At 51.7% G+C, this 26,036-nt stretch carries 23 protein-coding genes and 2 tRNA genes; 17 read left to right on the forward strand and 8 right to left on the reverse strand.

Translation table 11 applies throughout. The features are described 5' to 3' along the window. The first annotated feature begins 37 nt into the window (after window positions 1–37). The 4 genes from K5Y33_RS04805 to K5Y33_RS04820 all read left to right on the forward strand — a co-directional run bounded on the left by K5Y33_RS04805 (window position 38) and on the right by K5Y33_RS04820 (window position 4,026). Complete coding sequence (locus tag K5Y33_RS04805) at window positions 38–589, forward strand: NAD(P)H nitroreductase (RefSeq protein WP_176970011.1); 552 nt, start codon at window positions 38–40, stop codon at window positions 587–589. 153 nt (window positions 590–742) lie between these two features. Then, window positions 743–1,786: a selenide, water dikinase SelD gene (selD, locus tag K5Y33_RS04810; RefSeq protein WP_217546479.1), complete on the forward strand. Its 1,044-nt coding sequence runs from the start codon at window positions 743–745 to the stop codon at window positions 1,784–1,786. A gap of 21 nt (window positions 1,787–1,807) precedes the next feature. Beyond that, the gene (locus tag K5Y33_RS04815) at window positions 1,808–3,730 is read left to right on the forward strand and encodes a DNA topoisomerase III (RefSeq protein ID WP_222233349.1); all 1,923 of its coding nucleotides are present in this window, start codon (window positions 1,808–1,810) and stop codon (window positions 3,728–3,730) included. After that, window positions 3,730–4,026, forward strand: a complete 297-nt coding sequence (locus K5Y33_RS04820) for a YnjH family protein (RefSeq protein WP_137386880.1) — start codon at window positions 3,730–3,732, stop codon at window positions 4,024–4,026. The genes K5Y33_RS04815 and K5Y33_RS04820 overlap by 1 nt, the downstream gene beginning before the upstream one ends. A gap of 32 nt (window positions 4,027–4,058) precedes the next feature. Here the strand turns inward: K5Y33_RS04820 and xthA are convergent, their stop codons facing one another. The 5 genes from xthA to K5Y33_RS04845 all read right to left on the reverse strand — a co-directional run bounded on the left by xthA (window position 4,059) and on the right by K5Y33_RS04845 (window position 6,708). After that, on the reverse strand, window positions 4,059–4,865 hold the full coding sequence (gene xthA, locus K5Y33_RS04825) for an exodeoxyribonuclease III (protein WP_110866265.1): 807 nt from the start codon (window positions 4,863–4,865) through the stop codon (window positions 4,059–4,061). A gap of 125 nt (window positions 4,866–4,990) precedes the next feature. Continuing rightward, window positions 4,991–5,075: transfer RNA gene (locus K5Y33_RS04830), tRNA-Tyr, on the reverse strand. Between the two features lie 42 nt (window positions 5,076–5,117). Further along, window positions 5,118–5,202 (reverse strand) — tRNA-Tyr (locus K5Y33_RS04835). Window positions 5,203–5,346: 144 nt separating this feature from the next. Next, window positions 5,347–6,195, reverse strand: a complete 849-nt coding sequence (gene purU / locus K5Y33_RS04840) for a formyltetrahydrofolate deformylase (protein ID WP_101764236.1) — start codon at window positions 6,193–6,195, stop codon at window positions 5,347–5,349. A 57-nt stretch (window positions 6,196–6,252) separates the two neighbouring features. Next, window positions 6,253–6,708: a YchJ family metal-binding protein gene (locus tag K5Y33_RS04845; RefSeq protein WP_101764237.1), complete on the reverse strand. Its 456-nt coding sequence runs from the start codon at window positions 6,706–6,708 to the stop codon at window positions 6,253–6,255. 96 nt (window positions 6,709–6,804) lie between these two features. Here K5Y33_RS04845 and rssA point away from each other — a divergent pair, with 96 nt between their 5' ends. The 5 genes from rssA to K5Y33_RS04870 all read left to right on the forward strand — a co-directional run bounded on the left by rssA (window position 6,805) and on the right by K5Y33_RS04870 (window position 12,317). After that, window positions 6,805–7,710 carry a patatin-like phospholipase RssA gene (rssA, locus tag K5Y33_RS04850; RefSeq protein ID WP_101764238.1) on the forward strand — a complete coding sequence of 302 codons (906 nt, stop codon included), beginning with the start codon at window positions 6,805–6,807 and terminating at the stop codon, window positions 7,708–7,710. A 102-nt stretch (window positions 7,711–7,812) separates the two neighbouring features. Next, complete coding sequence (gene rssB / locus K5Y33_RS04855) at window positions 7,813–8,829, forward strand: two-component system response regulator RssB (RefSeq protein WP_101764239.1); 1,017 nt, start codon at window positions 7,813–7,815, stop codon at window positions 8,827–8,829. A gap of 194 nt (window positions 8,830–9,023) precedes the next feature. Next, a complete protein-coding gene (gene galU, locus K5Y33_RS04860) occupies window positions 9,024–9,932 on the forward strand; it encodes a UTP--glucose-1-phosphate uridylyltransferase GalU (RefSeq protein ID WP_101764240.1) in 909 nt (302 codons plus the stop codon). 23 nt (window positions 9,933–9,955) lie between these two features. Continuing rightward, complete coding sequence (locus tag K5Y33_RS04865) at window positions 9,956–11,299, forward strand: UDP-glucose/GDP-mannose dehydrogenase family protein (protein WP_137385896.1); 1,344 nt, start codon at window positions 9,956–9,958, stop codon at window positions 11,297–11,299. A gap of 10 nt (window positions 11,300–11,309) precedes the next feature. Beyond that, window positions 11,310–12,317, forward strand: coding sequence for an NAD-dependent epimerase (locus tag K5Y33_RS04870; RefSeq protein WP_110866263.1), 1,008 nt, complete (start codon window positions 11,310–11,312; stop codon window positions 12,315–12,317). Between the two features lie 95 nt (window positions 12,318–12,412). Here the strand turns inward: K5Y33_RS04870 and hns are convergent, their stop codons facing one another. Further along, on the reverse strand, window positions 12,413–12,820 hold the full coding sequence (gene hns / locus K5Y33_RS04875; protein ID WP_101764243.1) for a histone-like nucleoid-structuring protein H-NS: 408 nt from the start codon (window positions 12,818–12,820) through the stop codon (window positions 12,413–12,415). Between the two features lie 402 nt (window positions 12,821–13,222). Between hns and tdk the strand changes: the two genes are divergently transcribed. Further along, the gene (gene tdk, locus K5Y33_RS04880; RefSeq protein ID WP_101764244.1) at window positions 13,223–13,843 is read left to right on the forward strand and encodes a thymidine kinase; all 621 of its coding nucleotides are present in this window, start codon (window positions 13,223–13,225) and stop codon (window positions 13,841–13,843) included. Window positions 13,844–13,898: 55 nt separating this feature from the next. Here the strand turns inward: tdk and adhE are convergent, their stop codons facing one another. Beyond that, on the reverse strand, window positions 13,899–16,574 hold the full coding sequence (adhE, locus tag K5Y33_RS04885; protein ID WP_101764245.1) for a bifunctional acetaldehyde-CoA/alcohol dehydrogenase: 2,676 nt from the start codon (window positions 16,572–16,574) through the stop codon (window positions 13,899–13,901). Window positions 16,575–17,020: 446 nt separating this feature from the next. Between adhE and K5Y33_RS04890 the strand changes: the two genes are divergently transcribed. The 7 genes from K5Y33_RS04890 (at window position 17,021) to oppF (ending at window position 25,633) form a co-directional block, all read left to right on the forward strand. Further along, window positions 17,021–17,668, forward strand: coding sequence for a YchE family NAAT transporter (locus K5Y33_RS04890; RefSeq protein WP_008106584.1), 648 nt, complete (start codon window positions 17,021–17,023; stop codon window positions 17,666–17,668). 573 nt (window positions 17,669–18,241) lie between these two features. Next, window positions 18,242–19,876 (forward strand): ABC transporter substrate-binding protein, encoded by a 1,635-nt coding sequence (locus tag K5Y33_RS04895; RefSeq protein ID WP_222233350.1) that lies wholly within the window; start codon window positions 18,242–18,244, stop codon window positions 19,874–19,876. Between the two features lie 159 nt (window positions 19,877–20,035). Continuing rightward, window positions 20,036–21,676, forward strand: a complete 1,641-nt coding sequence (gene oppA, locus K5Y33_RS04900) for an oligopeptide ABC transporter substrate-binding protein OppA (protein ID WP_110866261.1) — start codon at window positions 20,036–20,038, stop codon at window positions 21,674–21,676. An 80-nt stretch (window positions 21,677–21,756) separates the two neighbouring features. After that, window positions 21,757–22,677 carry an oligopeptide ABC transporter permease OppB gene (oppB, locus tag K5Y33_RS04905; RefSeq protein WP_222233351.1) on the forward strand — a complete coding sequence of 307 codons (921 nt, stop codon included), beginning with the start codon at window positions 21,757–21,759 and terminating at the stop codon, window positions 22,675–22,677. Window positions 22,678–22,692: 15 nt separating this feature from the next. After that, entirely contained in the window at window positions 22,693–23,601 is a 909-nt protein-coding gene (gene oppC / locus K5Y33_RS04910) for an oligopeptide ABC transporter permease OppC (protein WP_222210339.1), read from the forward strand. Between the two features lie 11 nt (window positions 23,602–23,612). Then, window positions 23,613–24,632 carry an ABC transporter ATP-binding protein gene (locus K5Y33_RS04915; RefSeq protein ID WP_061718771.1) on the forward strand — a complete coding sequence of 340 codons (1,020 nt, stop codon included), beginning with the start codon at window positions 23,613–23,615 and terminating at the stop codon, window positions 24,630–24,632. After that, on the forward strand, window positions 24,629–25,633 hold the full coding sequence (gene oppF, locus K5Y33_RS04920; protein ID WP_101764250.1) for a murein tripeptide/oligopeptide ABC transporter ATP binding protein OppF: 1,005 nt from the start codon (window positions 24,629–24,631) through the stop codon (window positions 25,631–25,633). Before K5Y33_RS04915 ends, oppF begins: the two co-directional genes overlap by 4 nt. Before the next feature lie 42 nt (window positions 25,634–25,675). On the opposite strand, the gene K5Y33_RS04925 is transcribed toward oppF, so the two are convergent. Then, entirely contained in the window at window positions 25,676–26,005 is a 330-nt protein-coding gene (locus K5Y33_RS04925) for an HI1450 family dsDNA-mimic protein (protein ID WP_196761379.1), read from the reverse strand. Window positions 26,006–26,036: the final 31 nt, after the last annotated feature.

Below are 26,036 nucleotides of genomic sequence, written 5' to 3' on the forward strand. Positions count from 1 at the left end.
GGATTAGCCCACGCTTTTTATTCACGGGAGAAGAATAATGGATGCATTGGATTTATTAGTTAATCGCCGCTCGGCGTCTCGCCTGGCAGAACCGGCTCCGGCAGGTGAAGCGTTGCAAAATATTCTGCACGCCGCGATGCGCGCCCCCGATCACGGTACGCTGCAGCCATGGCGTTTCATTATTGTCGAAAATGAGGGGCGCGAGCGCTTTGCTAATTTGCTGGAACAGGCCGCGCGTGACAGCAACCTTGAGCAGAAGGCGATCGACAAAGCAGCTTCCGCGCCTTTTCGCGCGCCGATGATCATCACCGTGGTGGCGCATTGTGAAGAGAACGCCAAAGTGCCGCAGTGGGAGCAACTGGCTTCTGCCAGCTGTGCAGTGATGGCGATGCAGATGGCCGCAGTGGCGCAAGGTTTTAATGGCATCTGGCGCAGCGGTCCGTGGACCGATCATCCGTCCGTGCGCGAAGCCTTTGGCTGCCGCGAGCAAGATGCGATTGTTGGTTTCCTCTATCTCGGCACGCCACAGTTGAAAGCCAACACCACCGTGGTTGCGCCGGACACCGCGCAGTTTGTCAGTTATTTCTGACAGACAATGCTGGACTTTTGCGGCAGGTTAGGCGCCGTTGCAAAGATTGCACAGAGCCTGTGCGAAAGATCGAGGTTAGGTCGTGCAACACTTACTCCCAACTGACAGCCAGGCTAACATAGCGCCTTCTGTTCATCGCATAAGGAAGTCGCCATGAGTGAACCTGTTCGTTTAACGCAATACAGCCACGGTGCGGGTTGTGGGTGCAAGATTTCGCCACAGGTGTTGGAAACCATTCTGCGCAGTGAGCTCAGTCCGTTTCACGATCCGCAACTGCTGGTTGGCAATGAAACGCGTGATGATGCTGCAGTCTACGATCTCGGCAACGGTACTGCGGTGGTAAGCACCACCGACTTCTTTATGCCGATCGTCGACGATCCTTTTACCTTTGGTCGTATCGCCGCCACTAACGCCATCAGCGATATCTACGCCATGGGCGGGAAACCAATCATGGCGATCGCTATATTAGGCTGGCCGGTGAATCTACTGAGTCCGGAAGTGGCGCAGCAGGTGGTCGAGGGCGGGCGTGCCGCTTGTCAGGCGGCGGGAATCGCCCTGGCGGGCGGCCATTCGATTGATGCACCAGAGCCGATCTTCGGCCTGGCCGTGACCGGTATCGTCGATGTGGCACGGGTGAAAAAGAACAGCGCGGCGCAGGCCGGTTGTCAGCTTTTCCTCACCAAACCCTTAGGCATTGGCATTCTCACTACCGCGGAGAAAAAAGGCCTGCTGCGGCCTGAACACCGTTCGCTGGCTGCCGATGTGATGTGCCAGCTGAATAAAGCCGGAGCGGAGTTCGCCAAACTGGCGGGCATCAGCGCGATGACCGATGTCACCGGTTTTGGCTTGCTCGGCCATTTAAGTGAAATCTGCCAGGGTTCAGGATTGCGTGCCGAAGTGATTGCAGCGCAGGTACCGCGCCTGGCGGGCGTCGATGACTATATCGCTGCGGGAGCGGTGCCCGGTGGCACCAGCCGCAACTTCGCCAGCTATGGCGAGCAGGTTTCACCCTTAGATGATGCCACCCGCGCGTTGCTGTGCGATCCACAAACCTCCGGTGGTCTGCTGGTGGCGGTTCAACCCAGCGCCATTGAGGCATTCCAGCGCTGCGCCTCTGCAGCAGGCGTGCAAGCAACGTCGATTGGCGAACTGTTTGCCGCTAGAGCCGATCGTCCACTGATTACCGTAGTTACCTGACGTTAAGGAACGACGCCATCCATGCGTTTGTTTATTGCCGAAAAACCCAGCTTAGCGCGTGCGATTGCCGACGTGTTGCCAAAACCGCATCGACGCGGAGACGGCTATATTGCCTGCGGGAATGACCAGGTTGTGACCTGGTGTGTTGGGCACCTGCTGGAGCAGGCGCAGCCCGACAGTTATGACAGCCGCTATGCGCGCTGGAATCTGGCTGATTTACCGATTATTCCGGAAAAATGGCGCTTGCAGCCACGTTCATCCGTAGCGAAGCAGTTGAAAGTGATTGAAGGCCTGCTGCAACAAGCCAGCATGGTGGTGCATGCGGGTGACCCCGATCGTGAAGGTCAACTGCTGGTGGATGAAGTGCTGGATTACCTGCAGCTCGCACCAGAGAAACGTAAAGCGGTGCAGCGCTGCCTGATTAACGATCTTAATCCCTCGGCGGTTGAACGTGCGGTTGGGCGCTTGCGTGAGAACCGCGAATTCATTCCGCTGTGTGTGTCTGCGTTAGCGCGTGCGCGCGCCGACTGGCTGTACGGCATCAACATGACGCGCGCCTTTACCTTGCTGGGCCGTAACGCCGGTTACGACGGCGTGCTGTCGGTTGGCCGCGTGCAGACGCCGGTGCTGGGTTTAGTGGTGCGCCGCGATGAAGAGATCGAAAACTTTATCCCTAAGGACTATTTCGAAGTTAAAGCGCACATCGTCACGCCAAAAGACGAGCGTTTTGTCGCGACATGGGTGCCAAGCGATGCTTGCGAGCCGTGGCAGGATGAAGAGGGGCGTTTGCTGCATCGTCCGCTGGCGGATCACGTGCTTGAGCGCATTAATGGTAAGCCGGCGCTGGTCACCGGATATAACGACAAACGTGAATCCGATACCGCACCGCTGCCATTTTCGCTTTCTGGCCTGCAGATCGAAGCCGGTAAGCGCTTTGGCCTCAGCGCGCAGAACGTACTGGATTGCTGTCAGCGGCTGTATGAAACCCATAAGCTGATCACCTACCCGCGTTCCGATAGCCGCTATCTACCCGATGAGCACTTTGCCGGACGCCATGCGGTGCTGAACGCCATTCAGGCGCATCAGCCCAATCTGACACCGCCAGCGGATTTCAATCCCGATCAGAAGAACCGCTGCTGGGACGACAAAAAGGTCGATGCGCACCATGCCATCATTCCCACTGCGCGTGCCAGTAAGGTTAGTCTGACCGAAAATGAGGCCAATATTTACGGATTGATCGCCCGCCAGTATCTAATGCAGTTTTGCCCGGATGCGGTGTTCCGCAAATGCGTTATTGATCTTGATATCGGCGGCGGAAAATTTATCGCCAAAGCGCGTTTTCTGGCCGAAGCCGGCTGGCGTGCGCTGCTCGGCAGTAAAGAGCGTGACGAGGAGAACGATGGCACGCCGCTGCCGGTCGTCGCTAAAGGTGATGAGCTGCTGTGCGAGCGCGGCGAAGTGCTGGCGAAGCAGACTCAACCGCCGCGTCCGTTTACCGATGCGACGCTGTTGTCTGCGATGACCGGCATCGCCCGCTTTGTGCAGGATAAAGAATTAAAGAAAGTGCTGCGTGCAACCGATGGTTTAGGTACGGAAGCGACGCGTGCGGGCATTATCGAATTGCTGTTCCGCCGCACTTTCCTGGTGAAAAAAGGCCGCTATATTCATTCGACGGATGCGGGCAGGGCGTTGATCCATGCACTGCCAGAAATGGCCGCCCGGCCCGATATGACGGCGCAATGGGAATCGACGCTTACCCGGATTAGCGAGAAGTCTTGTCGCTATGATGAGTTTATGCAGCCGCTGGTCAGCACCTTGATTGGGCTGATTGGTGAAGCACGCCAGCGACCGTCGTTACAGGCCTTTCGCGGATTGACAGCGCCTGGGGCCAAAAAGAAAGCCAAACCGAAAACGGCTCGTCGCAAAACCAAGGAGACAGAGTGATGCGTTATGCAATGATGTTGCTGGGCGGATTGTTGTTATGCAGCACCTCGGCGCTGGCCAACCGCCAGCCGGAAAACAATCGTATGGGCAATACCGATGTGGTGGTGGATCTGCCGCCAGAAGCTTGGACACAAGGGCAAAACAATCGTCAGAGCAATTGCATGCAGTGCTGTACCTATGAGAACCGCAGTTATTCTGAAGGTGCGGTGGTCAAAGCAGAAGGCGTGTTATTGCAGTGCGGCAGGGATGAGAAGGTATTAGGAACCAATCCGCTTATCTGGAAGATCATCAAATAAAAGCGCGTGGCGCTAGACGCCACGCTGCTTCATCACAGCTTAAATGTCGACCAAACCGGGGCGTGATCCGACGGTTTCTCCATGCTGCGGATATCGTAATCGATGCCACTCTCAATGCAGCGCGAGGCAAGCGGTTGGCTTGCCAGCAGCAGATCAATGCGCAGACCACGGTTGTCGTCAAAGCCTTTCGAACGGTAGTCAAACCATGAGAAACGATCGTTGGTTTCCGGGAACTTAGCGCGCCAGGTATCAACTAAACCCCACTTCAGCAAGCGATCCATCCACTCGCGCTCCTCAGGCAGGAACGAGCATTTTCCGGTACGCAGCCAGCGTTTACGATTGTCTTCACCAATGCCGATGTCAAAATCGGTGCTGCTGATGTTCATGTCGCCCATGATCAATACCGGTTTATCCACGGCTAGCTGTTGCTCAAGATAGCTTTGCAGATCGCGATAAAACTTCTCTTTCGCCGGGAACTTGGTGGGATGGTCGCGGCTTTCACCCTGCGGAAAATAACCGTTGATCACCGTGATATCACCAATCGGACTCGGGATTTCCGCCATGATCAAACGACGCTGTGCATCTTCCTCATCGCCAGGGAAACCACGGTAGACGTTGACAGGCTCAGCTTTGGTCAGCAGCGCGACGCCGTAATGACCTTTCTGTCCATGATAAAACACGTGATAACCCAGTTTGCTGACGTCTTCGAGCGGGAACATATCGTCATGCACTTTGGTTTCCTGCAAGCCGATGACATCGGGTTGATGCTGTTCAACCAGCGCGGCTAATTGATGAGGACGCGCACGCAAGCCGTTGATGTTGAAAGAGACAAATTTCATTTCGCTGCCATTTTTATCCGCAAAAGTATGGCGCGATGGTAACGAGTTTTTGGGCAAAAGTCATGGTGTGAATCAGGAGGTTACAACGATTAAAACAAGTGGGAAAAACAGGAGAATGGTATTGATGGTGGTGGGAGAAGGATTCGAACCTTCGAAGTCTGTGACGGCAGATTTACAGTCTGCTCCCTTTGGCCGCTCGGGAATCCCACCGGGGATATGACATATTGTGGCTTCAGGCAGAGACGATTCAGATGGTGGTGGGAGAAGGATTCGAACCTTCGAAGTCTGTGACGGCAGATTTACAGTCTGCTCCCTTTGGCCGCTCGGGAATCCCACCACTGGCCTGAATCATTGCGTCTTAAAGCGGGGCGCATCATAACAAATGCGCTCAGCCTGTAAAGCGCCGTCACTGAAAATAAAAACTGTTTGCCCACTTTTTATGCGTGGCGCTGAAGAGTTGTGCAGTTCAGCGCCGAAGTGGTTAAAGAATGATCGTGCGGTTGCCGTAAACGAACACGCGCTGGCCTAACACTTTATACAGCGCGCGGCTCAGCACATTCTTCTCAACGTCTCGTCCTGCACGCATCATCTCTTCTGCGGTGTAGCTATGATCGACGTTGATCACGTCCTGCATGATAATTGGACCTTCATCGAGGTTATCGTTCACGTAGTGCGCGGTGGCGCCGATGATTTTCACGCCGCGCTCATAAGCCTGATGATACGGACGCGCGCCAATGAACGCCGGCAAGAAGGAGTGGTGAATATTGATGATCTGGTTTGGATAACGTTGCACAAAGGCGGGCGTCAACACGCGCATATATTTTGCCAGCACCACATAATCAGGCTGATAACGGTCAATTTCATCCGCCATGCGGTTGTCGTGCTCTTCACGCGTGTGGCCTTCGTGGCTCACCATCACAAACGGAATATCGAAACGTTCAACCAGTGAACGCAGCGTTTCGTGGTTACCGATGACTGCAGCAATCTCCATATCCAGACCGCCAAACGCGCTTTTCATTAGCAGATCGCCCAAGCAATGCGCCTCTTTGGTCACCAGAATCACGACACGGCGACGACCGGCACTTTGCAGTTCACGCACTGAACCGACCGGTAGCGCGCTATCGAGATCGGCCAGCAAGGTGTTGTCGTTGAAAATGCCTTCCAGCTCGGTGCGCATGAAAAAGCGTCCGGTGCGGTGATCGACAAACTCATTATTCTGCACAATGTTGAGTTCGTGCTTGTAGCAAATGTTGGTGATCTTGGCGATCAAACCTTTCGCATCAGGGCAAATGGTTCGTAAAACTTTTCGTTGGATGGTTTGCGCTTGCATCTCGATCAGAGTCCTGTCAAAGCGATGAATGGTAAAGCCGTTGTGTATCTGTCCAGATTACCCACAACATTTTTTGTATTTTTTATCGGCGCCACAAGGACAGCGATCGTTACGTCCCAACTCAGGCGTTGTTCCGTCGACATAGTACCAGCGTTGATCCTCGCGAAGAAAGCGCGAACATTCATAGATGGCTGAAGTGCGGCCTTTTTCGAGGTAACGCGCAAAAAACGTCACGAAGGCTTCATTCTCATGGCTTCCATGATTACAACGAGTTACATTCAAGCCCAGCCATTCAGTACCGGCAAAACTTTCGGATAATAACGTCTCAAGGTCGGCCACGCGTTTACTGGAGTGCCAGGTTTTCGCCAGCCACGCGGCATCTTTCACGACGTAGGCGGTGTAGCGTGAGCGCATTAATTGTTCCGCGCTGGACGGGTTCGCTTGGCCATTCAGAAAGGGTTGGCAACATACGCTATACTCCTTTCCGCTGCAGCAAGGGCACTTTTCAGACACGTCATCTCCTGGAAGTGATTAAAGTAAATTTAAGCGTGCGCTATGGTAGCCGACTGTCAGGCGTGATGCTACGTACCATGCCAATCATGAGGTGAGATGAGAAAGGTCAGGATTGGGCTGGCACTGGGTTCAGGTGCTGCCAAAGGTTGGTCCCACATCGGCGTGATCAATGCGCTGGAACGCGCAGGGATTGAAATCGATGTGGTGGCCGGATGTTCTGTTGGCGCGTTGGTCGGTTCGGCTTACGTGAATGGACGGCTGGGCGTGATGGAGAAGTGGGTGAGTGCATTCCGTTATTGGGATGTCATTCGATTAATGGACCTGTCGTGGCAGCGCGGTGGTTTATTGCGCGGCGACCGGGTGTTTAGCCACATCCGCCAGCTGATTCCCAACGACCTCATCGATGAGTGCGATAAGCCATTTGGCGTCGTCGCGACCAATCTCAGTACCGGACGAGAAGTGTGGTTGACCGAAGGCGATTTGCATCAAGCTGTGCGTGCGTCCTGTAGTATGCCAGGCTTATTGCCACCCATTGCTTACAATGGATACTGGTTGGTGGATGGCGCGGTGGTGAATCCCGTGCCGATCTCATTAACCCGCGCATTGGGTGCTGACATCGTCATCGCCGTGGATTTACAGCATGACGCACATCTGATGCAACAGGATTTATTGTCAGTTACGCCGCAGAGCGGTGAAGAAGCGGCGGCAGTAGAAGCGCTGAGCTGGGGAAAGAAACTGCGTCAACGCCTGATTGGCCTGACGCATCGCCGTGCTAATCAAACGCCGGGTGCGATGGAGATTATGTCGACATCAATCCAGGTTCTGGAAAATCGCCTGAAACGTAACCGCATGGCGGGCGATCCGCCGGATGTGCTGATTCAGCCGTTTTGTCCACAAATTTCCACACTGGACTTCCATCGTGCAGAAGAAGCCATTGCGGCTGGCAAGGCCGCCGTTGAGAAAAAAATGGATGAACTATTACCGCTGGTCCGTGGCAGATAGTCAGGTTGTTCATTCACAGGTGTTGCGACTTCAGCTAATTCTGAAAGGCGCAACGGCATTTTATGAACCACTATTGAATTATCTGGTACGCAGGGGGAGAGAATGGAAAAACCGCTAATCGGCAAAAAGATACTCATTGTCGAAGATGAGGTCGTTTTCCGTTCATTGATAGACAATTTATTAACCAGCTTAGGTGCAACAACGCTTGAGGCAGGTGATGGTGTTGATGGCTTAACCTTGTTGTCGGCGCAATCAGTGGATCTGGTTATTTGCGATCTTGAAATGCCGCGTATGGGCGGTATCCCGTTCGTTGAGCGTCTTCGCACGCGCGGCAACAATGTGCCCATTCTGATTATCTCCGCCACACAAAATATGGCGGATATCGCGCATGTGTTGCGTTTGGGCGTGCAGGACGTATTGCTAAAACCGCTCAAAAATATGGAACGTTTCCGTGAAGCGGTGTTTGAGTGTCTCTATCCATCCATGTTTACCTCCAAAGTCGAGGAGGATGAACAACTGTTTCAGGATTGGGATGCGCTGGTCAGCGATCCGCTGGCGGCCTCTAAATTACTTAAACAGCTCCAGCCGCCGGTGCAGCAAACCATTGCCAATTGCCGTATCAATTACCGTCAGCTCACCATGGCGGAACAGCCGGGCTTAGTACTGGATATCGCGGCGCTGTCAGATAACGATTTGGCATTCTATTGCCTTGATGTAACGCGCGCTGGCGATAATGGCGTGTTAGCCGCGCTGTTACTGCGCGCACTGTTTAATGGTTTGCTGCAGGAGCAGCTCTCCGGCCAGAAGCAGCGACTGCCTGAGTTAAATGGGCTGCTGCGTCAGGTCAACATGCTGTTAAGGCAGGCGAATCTAAGCGGGCAGTTCCCGTTGCTGGTGGGCTATTATCATCGCCAGTTAAAAAACCTAATCCTGGTTTCAGCAGGGCTCAACGCGACGTTGCATGTCAATACTCATCAAATCCAACTCAGTAATGGTGTGCCGCTTGGTACTATGGGCAGCACTCATCTTAATCAAATCAGCCAACGTGCCGACGCCTGGCAGTGTCATATTTGGGGCGCCGGAGGCAGGTTACGTTTGATGCTTTCAGCCGAAGAATAACCGGTTAGATTTAATTTTTCCGTGGGTTAAAGACAGGACCAGGAGCAAGCTTTACACTTGGGTAATAGTCCTAAATTCCGTGGATTAACTTCTTCCAGGATAATTCCACCTGATAGTAACTGATATACTCATTTCGTTTTTAAACCGACATATCAAGTATTAACTTGAACGGCCTATTAAGAGAGGTATTTTTGATGTCTGCCTATAAGACTAAAGTTAAAAAAGCGGTAATCCCAGTTGCAGGCCTCGGCACGCGTATGCTGCCTGCGACCAAAGCTATTCCAAAAGAGATGTTACCGTTGGTCGATAAGCCGTTGATCCAGTATGTCGTAAATGAGTGCATTGCAGCAGGCATTAACGAGATTGTGCTGGTTACGCACTCTTCTAAAAACGCCATCGAAAACCACTTTGATACCAGTTTTGAGCTGGAATCTATGCTGGAAAAACGTGTTAAGCGTCAGCTGCTGGACGAAATCCAGTCAATCTGCCCTCCACACGTCACCATCATGCAGGTTCGTCAGGGTATCGCGAAAGGTCTGGGCCACGCAGTAATGTGCGCACATCCGCTGATTGGTGATGAGCCGTTCGCTGTAATCCTGCCAGACGTAATCATCGACGAATACGAATCTGATCCAACCAAAGACAACCTGGCAGAGATGCTGGCTCGTTACGAAGAGAGCGGCCGCAGCCAGATCATGGTCGAGCCGGTTGCTGATGTAACCGCTTACGGTGTAGTTGATTGCCAGGGTGCTGAACTCTCTGCAGGTCAGAGCGCGCCAATGGTTGGCGTGGTTGAGAAGCCTAAAGCTTCAGAAGCCCCATCAAACCTGGCCGTTGTGGGACGTTACGTGTTGTCTGCTGAAATCTGGCCGCTGCTGGCGAAAACGCCTCCAGGTGCAGGTGGCGAAGTTCAGCTGACTGACTCCATTGCGATGCTGATGGAAAAAGAGACCGTTGAAGCTTATCACCTGAACGGTGTCAGCCATGACTGCGGTAACAAACTGGGTTACATGCAAGCGTTTGTTGAGTACGGCGTTCGCCATCCAGTGCTGGGTAAAGATTTCACCCAGTGGCTTGAAGGCGCGGTAGGCAACAAAAAGTAACTCAATAAACACAGGATAATTCAATGAAAGTCACTGTATTTGGTATCGGCTATGTCGGTCTGGTTCAGGCTGCGGTGTTGGCCGAAGTCGGACATGACGTTCTCTGCATTGATGTCGACGAAAAGAAAGTCGAGAACTTAAAGAAAGGCAATATTCCGATCTTTGAACCAGGCCTGACGCCGCTTGTTATGTCTAATTACGAGTCGGGTCGCCTGAAGTTCAGTACGAATGCGGAAGAAGGCGTTAATCATGGCGTGATGCAGTTTATCGCCGTGGGTACGCCACCGGATGAAGACGGTTCTGCCGATCTGAAGTATGTGACTGCCGTTGCGCGCACGATTGCGCAGCACATGAACGATCACAAAGTTGTTATCGACAAATCTACTGTACCAGTGGGTACCGCAGATCGCGTGCGAGCGGTAATGACGGAAACCCTGCAAAAGCGTGATGCAAACATCGCCTTTGACGTGGTTTCAAACCCGGAATTCCTCAAAGAAGGTGCGGCAGTCAATGACTGCATGCGTCCTGAACGTATCGTTGTCGGTACCGATAATGATGAAGTGGTTGAGCTGTTACGCGAGCTGTACGAGCCGTTCAACCGTAATCATGATCGTATGATTTTGATGGACATCCGCAGTGCAGAGCTGACCAAATATGCGGCTAACTGCATGCTGGCAACCAAAATCAGCTTCATGAACGAGATCTCTAACCTGGCAGAACGTCTGGGAGCCGACGTTGAGAAAGTTCGCCAGGGTATTGGTTCAGATTCACGTATTGGTTATCACTTCATCTATCCAGGCTGCGGCTATGGCGGTTCTTGTTTCCCGAAAGACGTGCAAGCGCTGATTCGCACTGCTGAGTCAATTGGTTACACTCCGCGTCTACTGCAGGCGGTTGAAGACGTCAACGATTCGCAGAAGAACAAGCTGCCAACCTTTATCAAACGCCATTTTGGCGACGATTTGCGCGGCAAAACCTTTGCTCTGTGGGGACTGGCGTTCAAACCGAACACTGACGATATGCGTGAAGCCTCCAGCCGCGTGCTGATGGAGACGCTGTGGGAAGCAGGGGCAACGGTTCAGGCGTTCGACCCAGAAGCGATGGACGAAGCGCAACGCATTTACGGCCATCGTAACGATCTGAAGTTGATGGGTACCAAGGAAGCAGCGCTGCAGGGTGCGGATGGCTTAGTGATCTGTACTGAGTGGCAAAACTTCCGTGCGCCAGACTTTGACGTCATCAAAAGTGCGTTAAAAGAACCCGTGATTTTTGATGGTCGTAACCTGTATGATCCTGAGCGTATCAGCAAGCGCGGTTTCACGTACTATGCAATCGGCCGCGGAGCGTCAATTAAAATCGTAGAATAATGAGGGATGTATGAAGTTTCTGGTCACCGGCGCGGCAGGTTTTATTGGATTTCACGTCAGTCAGCGTTTGCTGGCCGCTGGTCACCAGGTTGTCGGTATCGATAACCTGAATGACTATTATGATGTCAGCCTAAAACAGGCTCGTTTAGACCATAACACCCAACATCCTGATTTTATTTTCGTAAAAATGGACCTGGCGGATCGCCAGGCCATTTCCTCTTTATTCGCTGAGCATGCGTTTGAACGCGTTATTCATTTGGGCGCTCAAGCCGGCGTGCGTTATTCAATCGAAAATCCCCATGCTTATGCCGAAGCAAATCTAATCGGCCACCTCAATATTCTTGAAGGTTGCCGTCATCATAAAATCGGCCACCTTTTGTATGCCTCATCCAGTTCAGTTTATGGCCTGAATCGCAAAATGCCTTTTTCAACGGACGATTCCGTTGACCATCCGGTTTCACTTTATGCGGCCACAAAAAAAGCCAACGAATTGATGTCGCATACCTATTCACACCTTTATCAATTGCCCACTACGGGATTACGTTTCTTCACCGTGTATGGCCCATGGGGCCGTCCGGATATGGCATTGTTCAAATTTACACGCGCGATGTTAGCGGGTGAGCAAATTGACGTCTATAACAACGGACAAATGACGCGTGACTTTACGTATATCGATGATATTGCTGAAGCAATCGTGCGCTTGCAGGATGTGATTCCTCAACCGGATGAAAAGTGGACGGTGGAAGCAGGTTCTCCCGCCAGCAGCTCGGCTCCTTACCGCGTTTACAACATTGGTAATAGCCAGCCGACCAGCTTAATGACGTATATTGAGTCGCTGGAAAAAGCATTGGGCATTGAAGCGAAAAAAAATATGCTGCCCATGCAACCTGGCGACGTACTGGGTACCAGCGCTGACACGCAACCTTTGTACGACGCGATCAATTTCCGTCCTCAAACTAGTGTAGAGCAAGGTGTGCAGCATTTTGTTGATTGGTATCGCCGCTTCTATCAACAATAATTAAGCATGAAAAAAGGAAGCCATTGGCTTCCTTTTTCTTACCTGGTCAAAGTGAATTAGCGATGAACTAATTACAATGCTGAGCGCTGGAATGATTACAGTAGGAAATCGTCCAGTTGTTTACCTTGTTCTTCAATTGCTTTTTTAATCACAGCAGGAGTGCGGCCCTGGCCAGTCCAGGTACGGTTTTCACCGTTTTCATCAACGTAAGAATATTTAGCTGGACGCGCAGCGCGCTTAGCTTTGCCCGGAACTTTCGTTTCAGATAATGCCTGTAACAGATCATTTGGGTCAATACCATCGGCAATTAGCATCTCGCGGTATTGTTCGAGTTTGCGTGTGCGTTCTGCATTTTCCGCTTGTGCATGAGTATCATCTTCACGACGCTCATTGACCACAACTTCGAGTTTTTCTAGCATCTCTTCCAATGTTTCCAGAGAGCATTCCCGAGCTTGTGCGCGCAATGTACGGATATTATTAAGAATTTTAAGTGCTTCGCTCATTGTCCTAATCTCAAAATATAATAAATGGGAGTTGTTCTGCCGACTCATAATAATGGTGCAAAAAAATAACTGCAATAGCCAGATTTAAAAGCAAAACGTAAAAATAAAAAAGAAGGGCAGATTGATAACGCTCTTCAGAATATATTTACTTATTTGGTAAACTTTTCTAACTTGCTGACCAGACTGAACGCTGAACCTGACGCTTCGGCTTTAATTTAAATGAATAAAATATCGGCGTAATCGTTATTTTGTCAAAACGTGCTTTCTATCTATAGTGACAGTGATATCCATCTTAATGGTGATGTTATTTTGAGCAGATGATAAAAATAATGCATCGCTACAGCTATACAGGTTTATGGTAAACTGCGCCGCAACAGATATAGGCTGCGATGAGATTTTCTAATGGCTCAACTTTATTTTTATTACTCTGCGATGAATGCGGGTAAATCAACGGCTTTGCTACAGTCTTCTTATAATTATCATGAACGTGGTATGCGATCGTTGGTTTATACCGCCGAGATCGACAACCGCTTTGGTGCAGGCAAAGTCAGTTCACGTATCGGGCTTTCGTCTCCTGCATTTTTATATAACGATGAGACAAAGCTCGATGAGGAAATAGCTGCAGAACATGCGAAGCAACCCGTGCATTGCGTGTTGGTCGATGAAAGCCAGTTCCTTACGCGCGAACAGGTCAAAGCATTATCTGATGTTGTCGACAATCTGGATATTCCGGTGCTTTGCTATGGCCTGCGCACAGATTTCCGTGGAGAGCTGTTTGTTGGCAGCCAATATTTACTGGCATGGGCGGATAAGCTGGTTGAGCTTAAAACCATCTGCCACTGTGGCAGAAAAGCCAGCATGGTGCTTCGTCTTGATGCAAAGGGTAAACCTTTCAGCGAAGGCGAGCAGGTGGTGATTGGTGGCAATGAGCGTTATATATCGGTCTGCCGTAAACACTATAAGCAGGCAATCGATGAGGGTTCACTTCAGGCGATATATGGCTCACAATCGCCGCAGGTTTAACTCATCAGCAAGCCATAAAAAAACCCGCCGTAGCGGGTTTTTTGTTTAAAGCGGTTTAGGCTTTTTTGGTTTTCTTGTCAATTTTCACTTCGGCTTTAACTTCTTGAGCATTCTCACTTAATGACTCAGAAAATTCACGGCCGTAGAAGGTATCCAGCATGATTTGTTTTAACTCAGCAATCAGCGGATAGCGTGGGTTCGCACCGGTACATTGGTCATCGAATGCATCCTCAGCCAGTTTGTCCACTTTCGCGAGGAAATCAGCTTCCTGCACGCCCGCTTCGCGGATTGAGGTTGGGATGCCCAACTGCGTTTTCATCTCTTCAAGCCAGGCGAGCAGTTTTTCAATTTTCTGCGCGGTGCGGTCGCCAGCGGCGGAGAGTCCCAGATGGTCAGCAATCTCAGCATAACGACGACGTGCTTGTGGGCGGTCGTACTGGCTGAAAGCCGTTTGCTTAGTCGGGTTGTCATTGGCGTTATAGCGAATGACGTTTGAAATCAGCAGGGCGTTTGCCAGACCGTGTGGAATGTGGAACTCAGAGCCCAGTTTATGCGCCATTGAGTGACACACACCCAGGAAGGCGTTTGCGAACGCAATCCCCGCGATAGTTGCCGCATTGTGAACGCGTTCACGTGCTACCGGATTTTTTGCGCCATCGCGATAACTGGCTGGCAGGTTCTCTTTCAGCAGTTTCAGTGCTTGCAAGGCCTGGCCATCAGAATACTCATTCGCTAATACGGAGACATAGGCTTCGAGTGAGTGCGTTACCGCATCGAGGCCACCGAAGGCGCAAAGTGAACGCGGCATATCCATCACCAGGTTGGCATCAACTATGGCCATATCTGGCGTCAGCGCATAATCCGCTAATGGATATTTCTGGCCGGTCGCATCGTCCGTCACCACGGCAAACGGCGTTACTTCAGAACCCGTACCGGAAGTGGTAGTGATGGCCACCATACGCGCTTTAACACCCATTTTCGGGAACTTATAGATGCGTTTACGGATGTCCATAAAGCGCAGTGCCAGTTCTTCGAAATGCGTCTCAGGATGTTCGTACATCACCCACATGATTTTTGCTGCATCCATCGGTGAACCACCGCCGAGTGCGATAATCACATCAGGTTTAAAGCTGTTCATCTGCTCTGCACCTTTACGGACGATGCTCAACGTTGGGTCAGCTTCTACTTCGAAGAAGACTTCGGTTTCAATACCGTGAGATTTCAGTACGCGAGTCACCTGATCGGCATAGCCATTATTGAACAGGAAGCGGTCGGTAACGATAAAGGCGCGTTTGGCACCATCAGTTGCCACTTCTTCCAGAGCAATCGGCAGTGAGCCGCGACGGAAGTAAATAGACTTCGGAAGTTTATGCCACAACATATTCTCAGCTCGCTTGGCCACGGTTTTCTTGTTGATGAGATGTTTTGGTCCCACGTTCTCAGAAATGGAGTTACCGCCCCATGAACCACAGCCCAACGTCAGTGATGGAGCCAACTTGAAGTTGTACAGGTCACCGATACCGCCTTGTGACGCCGGCGTGTTAATCAGAATACGCGCGGTCTTCATTTTGTCGCCGAAGTAGTGCACACGCTCAATCTGATTATCCTGATCGGTATACAGACATGAGGTGTGGCCGATACCGCCCATGGTTACCAGTTTTTCAGCTTTATCGACCGCGTCGTGGTAATCCTTCGCCCGGTACATCGCTAAGGTTGGAGAGAGTTTTTCATGCGCGAAAGGCTCTGATTCATCAACCAGTTTCACTTCACCAATCAGAATCTTGGTGGTTGCCGGCACGCTAATTCCCGCCAATTCGGCAATCTTCGTCGCCGGCTGGCCGACAATCGCTGCATTCAACGCGCCATTCTTCAGAATGATATCCTGAATCGCTTTCAGCTCTTTACCTTGCAACAGATAGCCGCCGTGGCTGGCAAAACGCTCACGTACCGCGTCATAGGCCGAATCAACCACAATTACGGATTGCTCAGACGCACAAATCACACCGTTATCGAAGGTCTTCGACATCAGGATGGATGCGACAGCGCGTTTGATATCCGCTGTTTCATCAATTACGACTGGCGTGTTACCGGCACCAACACCAATTGCGGGCTTACCGGAACTGTAAGCGGCTTTGACCATGCCCGGACCGCCGGTTGCAAGGATCAGGTTGATATCAGGGTGATGCATTAACTGATTAGAAAGTTCGACAGATGGGGTGTCGATCCAGCCGATGATATCTTTTGGCGCACCCGCCGCAATCGCTGCCTGCAGCACAATGTCAGCGGCTTTGTTAGTGGCATCTTTCGCACGTGGATGCGGAGAGAAGATAATGCCGTTACGGGTTTTCAGGCTGATCAGTGCTTTGAAAATCGCCGTAGAAGTTGGGTTGGTGGTAGGAACGATGCCACAGATCAGGCCAATCGGTTCAGCAATAGTAATCGTGCCGAAGGTGTCATCAGTGGCGAGAATACCGCAGGTTTTTTCATCTTTATAGGCGTTATAGATGTATTCAGAAGCAAAGTGGTTCTTGATGACTTTATCTTCAACAATACCCATACCTGATTCGGCAACGGCCAGCTTGGCCAGTGGAATGCGTGCGTCTGCAGCGGCGAGGGCGGCGGCGCGGAAGATTGCATCAACTTGTTCCTGACTAAAATTAGCGTACTCACGCTGTGCCTTTTTTACACGTTCAACCAGTGCATTAAGTTCGGCAACATTAGTAACGGCCATAGTGCTCTCCTGAAGGAAGTTAAACTCTTTTAGTAAACAAGCCTGAATCCAGAAGTATAGTCACGCTATGCTTATATTTTGGGCAGGTTGGCGTCTGTTTTGCCGTTGCTTACTAAAAGGGTTTCCTGGTCAAGATACTTAAGCGTCAGGAAGTTGTTTCGACGGGGTAAGATTACCCCTGATGAGGTAGCTAAATTTTGATTCAGATCAATCCTGATCTAAGCTGACACCTTTCAGCACTAACTTTCGTAAGTAAAGTTAGCGTGATGTGCCACATATTCTGCACGCATGGGCTGCATCGTAATAACCAACGGTTAACAGCAGCTGAAAAAACTGGCTCAAAGCCAGACGGATAGCATAAATTTCTGCCGTCACCTCTGGTTTTTCGCCCGGCTTATGCACTACATTAAGCGCGCTTTTCTACTCAGACTTTACCGGAGCCCACTTTGAATCCCGTGCTACTCGATCTTTCCGGCTACATTAAGTTTTTTGTCGGTTTGTTTGCCCTGGTAAATCCGGTAGGTATCATCCCGGTCTTTATCAGCATGACCAGCTATCAGGCGGTTGTTGAACGTAATAAAACTAATCTTACCGCCAACCTGGCCGTGGCCATCATCCTCTGGACGTCACTGTTTCTTGGCGATGGCATCCTGCATCTGTTTGGCATTTCGATAGATTCATTCCGTATTGCTGGCGGTATTCTGGTGGTCACTATCGCGATGTCGATGATCAGCGGAAAACTGGGTGAGGATAAGCAGAACAAGCAGGAGAAGTCAGAGAGCGCTATTCGCGAAAGCATTGGCGTGGTACCGCTAGCGTTACCGTTAATGGCTGGTCCCGGTGCAATTAGTTCAACCATTGTCTGGAGTACGCGTTATCACAGCTGGCAGAACTTAATTGGTTTTAGTATCGCGATTGCCATTTTCGCCTTTTGCTGTTGGCTGCTGTTCCGCGCAGCACCGTTGATGGTGCGGGTGCTTGGACAAACCGGGATTAACGTGATTACCCGTATTATGGGCTTGTTGTTAATGGCGTTGGGCATCGAGTTTATTGTTACAGGTATGAAATCTATTTTTCCTGGTTTGCTGAATTAAACGAAGTTATTTTTTTCTTTTAAGAGATTTCACGATCCAAAATGGTGCATATCTTCATTTTATTGCACCATTTTGGTTAATTTATTCGTTAGCCTTAACTGCAAACGTCCAGCATCACTTTTACTACTATCCTCATCCCATCCGAGTAAAACCTCACACTAAACTGTGATAATTGTCACAGATAATTGTTCTGCACATATCTTTGAAATTAGCATTTGAGAAAAGTTGATAAGTTAATCGATGACTCTTTATGCGGATAATGGCTATTTTTATAGTCGAATTCGTAAAAATCATATTGAAAGAACAATAACGAGTAAATTACATGCAGTTATCCTACAAATAACATTAAAATCATTTGGTTAATCGATAATTCAATAAAAGAATTAACACTTCTCCTACTCTCGCGAACGTGATAAAAGAGAATATGCTAACATTTTTGCAGTTTAGCTTTGGCGTGCGGGCATCGGTTCTGATAATTTTCGGCACATCACAAATTTTTTATCTGATAGTGACAAATGTGTACGCTTCTTGCTTACAGGCTATCAGGCTTATGATTAAGGTTGATATTTGTTGATGAAATGCATGGTAGCGAAAACGGCCGTACGTTCAGTGCTTGCCTTCTGCCTTACAGGCGCACTGGCAGCAAGCCAGGCAGCCCAAATTCCCGCGGGCACGCAATTATCAGAATTACAGCGTATCGTGATCAATAATGGCAGTGAGGTGGCAACGCTTGATCCGCAGAAAGCAGAAGGCGTGCCGGAATCCAATGTCATGCGTAATTTGCTGGAAGGCCTGGTTGAAACCGATAATAACGGTCAACTCGTCCCCGGTGTCGCTAAGCAATGGCAAAGCGAAGAAGGGCGCATCTGGATTTTCACGCTGCGTGACGATGCGCGCTGGAGTAACGGCCAGCCTGTTACTGCGCAGGATTTCGTCTACAGCTGGCAGCGCCTCGCCGATCCTCAAACTGCATCGCCTTACGCCAGCTACTTACAGGCTGCGCATGTGGCGAACGTTGATGCCATTCTGTCTGGCAAAGCCGCACCCGCTGAACTTGGCGTTAAAGCCCTCGACGATCGCCATCTGCAAGTCACCCTTTCTGAACCTGTTCCCTATTTTGTAGCCATGCTGGCTCATAGCGCGATGAAACCGGTCTATCGTCCTGCGATAGAGCAGTGGGGCGAACAGTGGACGCAGCCGCAACATTATGTTGGCAACGGCGCATTTACGCTTTCGGAATGGGTGGTAAATGAAAAAATCGTGGTTAAACGCAATCCACAGTATTGGGATAATGCCCACACGGTGATGGAAGAGGGCGTATTTTTACCGCTCTCCTCAGAGAACAGCGATATCAACCGCTATCGCAGCGGAGGCACTGATATGACCAACAGTGTGGTGCCGCCGGAAATGTTCAAAAAGTTACAGCAGGATCTCGGCGATGAGGTCAAAATCAGCCCGCTGCTGTGCACCTTCTATTACGAAATCAATAACAAAAAAGCGCCATTCGATGACGCGCGCGTTCGCGTAGCCCTGAAGTTAACCCTCGATCGCGACATCATTGCGCAGAAGATCATGGGGCAGGGGCAGATTCCTGCCTACGGATTGACGCCGCCGTTTACCCACGGTATCACGCTTTCCCCACCGGCCTGGGCGCAACAAACGCAGTCCGAGCGTAATGCCAGCGCCAAACAGTTATTAGCCGATGCCGGCTTTAATCAGCAAAACCCGCTGCGTTTTACGCTGCTGTACAACACCTCCGAACAAAACAAGCGACAGGCGATTGCTGCGGCCTCGATGTGGCAGAAAAATTTGGGGGCGGTGGTGACATTGCAGAACCAGGAGTGGAAAACGCTGCTGGAGACGCGCCATCAGGCGCAGTATGAGGTGGTACGCGCCACATGGTGCGCGGATTACAACGAACCTTCTACCTTCCTGAATATGCTGTTGAGCGGTTCATCCAATAACACCGCGTTTTACCACAGCCCGGCGTTTGACCAGTTGATGAAGCAAACATTAACCAGCGCAGACGAAGCAAAGCGCGCCTCGCTTTATCAGCAGGCGGAAGCACAACTCGATAAAGACTCGCCAATTGTACCGGTCTATTACCGCGTTAGCGTGCGGTTGGTAAAACCCTGGGTGGGTGGTTTTACCGGCAAAGATCCGCAGGACATGCTGGCGTTGAAATACTATTACATAAAGAAACATTGAGTAATGGGCCGATCCGGCGCTACAGTCGGGCGGCACTTTACCGTGGTAAACCCTGAAGGGTGATTAGGGTCTTCGTTCAGACACGCGAAGATCACCTGGAAACGGGGTACGCCGGGCGTTAAATCGACCCGGTAAAGATAATAAAACTGGAGCGTAATAATGAACAACATCACAAAAAAAAGCCTGATTGCCGCGGGCGTATTAGCCGCAATCGGCGCGCTGGCAGGGAATGCCGCGCTGGCAGCAACAGTGCCAGCAGGCGTTGAATTGGCAGCAAAACAGGAACTGGTTCGCGGTAACGGCGATGAAGTACAGTCGCTGGATCCCCACAAGATTGAAGGTGTACCCGAAGACAACATCGCGCGTGACCTGTATGAAGGTTTAATCACCAGCGACAGCGATGGCAAACCGGTACCGGGCGTGGCAGAAAGCTGGGAAAACAAAGATTTCAAAGTCTGGACTTTCCACCTGCGCAAGAACGCTAAATGGTCCAACGGTGAGCCGGTTACTGCACAAGATTTCGTATATAGCTGGCAGCGCCTGGTCGATCCGAAAACCGCATCGCCTTATGCCAGCTATCCGCAATACGGCCACATCGTCAATGTTGACGACATCATCGCCGGTAAAAAGCCAACTTCCGAGCTGGGCGTAAAAGCCATCGACGATCACACGCTGGAAGTGACGCTGAGCGAGCCCGTGCCGTACTTCTATAAACTGCTGATCAACTCCGTGATGTCTCCGGTGTATAAGCCGGCGATCGACAAATTTGGCGATCAGTGGACTCAACCGCAAAACTGGGTCGGTAACGGCGCCTTTAAACTTGAATCGCACGTGATCAACGAACGCGTAACGCTGGTGCGTAACCCGCAGTATTGGGATAACGAGCACACCGTGCTGAACAAAGTCACCTTCCTGCCAATTAACTCCGAAGTCAGCGACGTTAACCGTTACTTCTCTGAGAACGGCAGCGATATCACTTACAACAACATGCCTATCGAGCTGTTCAAAAAACTGCAGCGGGACAACGGCAAAGAGTTGATGGTCAAGCCATACCTGTGCACCTATTACTACGAAATCAATAACCAGAAAGCGCCATTCACCGATCCACGCGTGCGTACCGCGCTGAAACTCGGTCTGGATCGCGACATCATGGTGAACAAGGTTCTGGCGCAAGGTCAGCAACCGGCTTACAGCTTTACGCCGCCAGCCACCGATGGCATGGAACTGCTGCCGCCGGATTGGTTCAAGTGGGATCAGAACAAGCGTAACGAAGAAGCGAAAAAGCTGCTGGCTGAAGCGGGTTACACCGCGGATAAACCGCTGACCTTCAACCTGCTGTACAACACCTCCGATCTGCACAAGAAACTGGCGATCGCGGCCTCTTCTATCTGGAAGAAAAACATCGGCGTGAACATCAAGCTGGAAAACCAGGAGTGGAAAACCTTCCTCGACACGCGTCATCAGGGCAACTTTGATGTCTCTCGTGCGGCATGGTGTGCGGATTACAACGAACCGACTTCATTCCTGAACATCATGCTGTCTGACAGCAGCAGTAACACCTCGCACTACAAGAGCGCTGACTTCGATAAAGTTATCCACGATGCGGTGAAAGCCACAGACGATAAAGCGCGCGTAGCGGATTATCAGAAAGCTGAGCAGATTCTGGATAAAGACAGCACCATCGTGCCGGTTTACTACTACGTCAATGCGCGTTTGGTGAAACCTTACGTGGGCGGTTACACCGGCAACGATCCGCTGGATAAAACCGTCGATAAAAACCTGTATATCATTAAACATTAATAGCACTCAGGCTATCGACAGTGGCGGTGCTGCGGCACCGCCTTTTTACTTTGTGAAGCAACAGCCTGGTAGGTACGGCAATGTTAAAATTCATCCTGCGTCGGCTCCTTGAAGCCATCCCGACGCTGTTTATCCTCATCACCATCTCTTTCTTTATGATGCGACTGGCACCCGGCAGTCCATTTTCCGGCGAACGTGTCCTCTCGCCGGAAGTGATGGCGAATATCGAAGCGAAGTACCATCTCAACGATCCAATTGGCAAGCAGTACCTGAGCTACCTGGTGCAGTTGGCACATGGCGACTTTGGCCCTTCGTTTAAATACAAAGATTACTCGGTCAATTATCTGGTCGGCCACGCCTTCCCGGTGTCAGCCAAACTTGGTCTGGCTGCCTTCTTCCTCGCCGTGGTGCTGGGCGTAACGGCTGGCGTGATCGCCGCCCTGAAGCAAAACAGTTTGTGGGATTATGCCGTGATGGGGGTCGCGATGACCGGCGTGGTGATCCCCAGCTTTGTCGTGGCACCGTTACTGGTGCTGGTGTTTGCGATTACTTTACGCTGGCTACCAGGCGGCGGCTGGAACGGCGGCCAATGGAATTACATGTTGCTGCCAATGGTGGCGCTGTCGCTGGCCTACATCGCCAGCATCGCGCGTATTACCCGTGGTTCGATGATTGAAGTGATGCATTCAAACTTCATCCGTACCGCGCGTGCTAAAGGACTGCCACTGCGTCGTATCGTGCTGCGTCACGCGCTGAAGCCTGCCATGTTGCCGGTGCTTTCCTATATGGGACCGGCGTTTGTCGGCATCATCACCGGTTCCATGGTGATTGAATCCATCTATGGTTTGCCGGGCATCGGCCAGCTGTTCGTTAACGGGGCATTGAACCGTGACTACTCGCTGGTGATGAGTCTGACCATTCTGGTCGGCGTGCTGACCATTCTGTTTAACGCGATCGTTGATGTGCTGTACGCCGTGATCGATCCGAAAATCCGTTACTGATTGTGGAGCTCGCCCATGATGTTAAGTAAGAAAAACAGCGAAGCTCTGGACACCTTCAGTGAAAAACTGGAAGTCGAAGGGCGCAGCCTCTGGCAGGATGCGCGTCGCCGCTTTATTCACAACCGCGCAGCCTTCATCAGCCTGCTGGTGCTGCTGGTGATCACTTTGTTCGTGGTGTTCGCCCCGATGTTGTCGCAGTTCAAATATGACGATACCGACTGGGCGATGATGTCTGCCGCGCCGGATACCGTCTCCGGCCACTGGTTTGGCACCGATTCATCGGGTCGCGACCTGCTGGTGCGTGTTGCGATTGGTGGCCGTATCTCGCTGATGGTGGGCATTGCCTCCGCGCTGATCGCGGTGCTGGTGGGCACGCTGTATGGCTCACTGGCGGGTTATCTGGGCGGTAAAATCGACTCGGTGATGATGCGTATTCTGGAGATCCTCAACTCCTTCCCGTTCATGTTCTTCGTTATCCTGCTGGTAACCTTCTTTGGTCGCAATATTCTGCTGATCTTTGTGGCGATCGGCATGGTGTCGTGGCTGGATATGGCGCGTATCGTACGTGGGCAGACGCTGGGCCTGAAGCGCAAAGAGTTCATCGAAGCGGCGCAGGTCGGCGGTGTGAGCACCTTCAAAATCGTGCTGCGTCACATTGTGCCAAACGTATTAGGCGTGGTGGTGGTGTATGCCTCGCTGCTGGTGCCGAGCATGATCCTGTTCGAATCTTTCCTCAGCTTCCTTGGCCTCGGCACTCAGGAACCGCTGAGCAGTTGGGGCGCATTGCTAAGCGATGGCGCCAATTCGATGGAAGTGTCGCCGTGGTTACTGATGTTCCCGGCAGGTTTCCTCGTGGTCACGCTGTTCTGTTTTAACTTTATCGGCGATGGCTTGCGTGATGCCCTCGACCCGAAAGATCGTTAAGGAGTTTCCCGATGACCATTCATGAATTTCAGCCAGCCATGGCTGCACGTGCGGGAAACAATAACCTGCTGCTTGATGTAAAAGACCTGCGCGTCACCTTCAGCACCCACGATGGCGATGTCACCGCTGTGAACGACCTCAACTTTTCACTGCATGCGGGTGAAACGCTGGGCATTGTTGGCGAATCCGGCTCGGGGAAATCGCAAACCGCGTTTGCCTTGATGGGCCTGCTGGCAAAAAATGGGCGCATTGGCGGTTCAGCGAAATTTAACGGCGCAGAGATCCTCAATCTGCCGGAAAACAAGCTCAACAAACTGCGCGCAGAGCAGATTGCGATGATCTTCCAGGATCCAATGACGTCGCTTAACCCTTACATGCGCGTCGGCGAGCAGTTAATGGAAGTGCTGAAGCTGCATAAAGGCATGAACAGCGCGCAGGCGTTCGAAGAGTCGGTGCGCATGCTGGATGCGGTGAAAATGCCGGAAGCGCGTAAGCGTATGAAGATGTTTCCGCATGAGTTCTCGGGCGGTATGCGTCAGCGTGTGATGATTGCGATGGCGCTGCTGTGTCGGCCGAAGCTGCTGATTGCCGATGAGCCGACTACGGCGCTCGACGTGACCGTACAGGCGCAGATCATGACGCTGCTGAATGAGCTGAAGCGCGAATTCAATACCGCGATTGTGATGATTACCCACGATCTCGGCGTGGTAGCGGGTATCTGTGACAAAGTGCTGGTGATGTACGCCGGTCGTACCATGGAATATGGACGCGCACGCGATGTGTTCTATCATCCTGCCCATCCATACTCGATTGGCTTGCTGAGTGCGGTGCCGCGTCTGGATGCTGAGGAGGGCGAGTCGCTGACCACCATTCCAGGCAACCCGCCAAATTTGCTGCGCCTGCCGCAAGGCTGTCCGTTCCAGCCTCGCTGCGCTTACGCCATGGACATTTGTGCCAAGGCACCGCCGCTGGAGCCTTTCGCTGAAGGGCGCTTGCGTGCCTGCTTCAAGCCGGTGGAGGAGTTAGTATGAGCACCGTAGTCGAAGAGAAAAAAGTCCTGCTGGAGATCGCCGACCTTAAGGTGCACTTCGAGATCAAGGATGGCAAACAGTGGTTCTGGCAGCCACCGCATACTCTGAAAGCGGTCGACGGCGTCAGTCTGCGTTTGTACGAAGGTGAAACATTGGGCGTGGTAGGCGAATCAGGCTGCGGTAAATCAACGCTGGCCCGCGCCATCATTGGCCTGGTGAAAGCCACAGAAGGGCGCGTCGCCTGGTTAGGACGCGATCTGCTCGGGCAAAGCCAGGAGCAATGGCGTCAGGCGCGCAGCGATATCCAGATGATTTTCCAGGATCCGCTGGCATCGCTCAATCCGCGTATGACCATTGGCGATATCATTGCTGAACCGCTGCGCACCTATTACCCAAAGATGCCGGGCCAGCAAGTGAAGGATAAGGTGAAAACCATGATGATGAAGGTTGGGTTGTTACCTAACCTCATCAACCGCTATCCGCACGAGTTCTCGGGCGGCCAATGTCAGCGTATTGGCATCGCGCGTGCGCTGATTCTCGAGCCGAAGCTGATCATCTGCGATGAGCCGGTATCGGCGCTGGACGTGTCGATTCAGGCACAGGTCGTTAACCTGTTGCAGCAATTGCAGCGAGAAATGGGGCTGTCACTGATCTTTATCGCGCACGATTTGGCGGTGGTAAAACACATCTCCGATCGCGTACTGGTGATGTATCTCGGGCATGCGGTTGAGCTGGGTACTTACGATGCGGTGTATAACAATCCGCAGCATCCGTACACCCGCGCGCTGATGTCAGCGGTGCCGATTCCCGATCCGGATCTGGAGAAGAACAAGCAAATCCAGCTGCTGGAAGGAGAGCTGCCATCGCCGATCAATCCGCCATCGGGATGCGTGTTCCGCACCCGTTGCCCGATTGCCGGACCAGAGTGCGCGAAAACCCGGCCGCTGCTGGAAGGCAGCTTCCGTCATGCGGTCTCTTGTTTAAAAGTCGATCCGCTGTAAATGAAAACGCCGGGCGATTGCCCGGCGTTTTTTGTCTGTCGCTTACTCGCGCCACAGGATGTGGCAGAGTTTGTGATCTTTCTCGCGGCAAAGCAGGACGCGTGCGAACACATCAGTGATCGGCTCGCCGTCGGCTTCACCTAAGCCAATCACCACTTCTGCGAAGAAGTCTGGGTTGAGATCGAAATCAACATGTTCCTGCCAGTCTTCCGCAGGATCGAACAGTTCCGCGCCACCGCGCTCTTCAAACTGCAGATTGAACAGAATAATGTCAGCGGGATCGAGATTGTCGCCAGCCAGCTCAAGAAAAATATCGTAAGCCTGCTCCAGCGTTTCATCTTCAGTAAGGCGATTATTTAAATCCATGGTCATTCCTGCTTGCCCTGAGGCGGTAATATTTTCG

This window comes from Pantoea sp. DY-17 (genome assembly GCF_019795975.1).
GTDB lineage: Bacteria > Pseudomonadota > Gammaproteobacteria > Enterobacterales > Enterobacteriaceae > Pantoea > Pantoea leporis.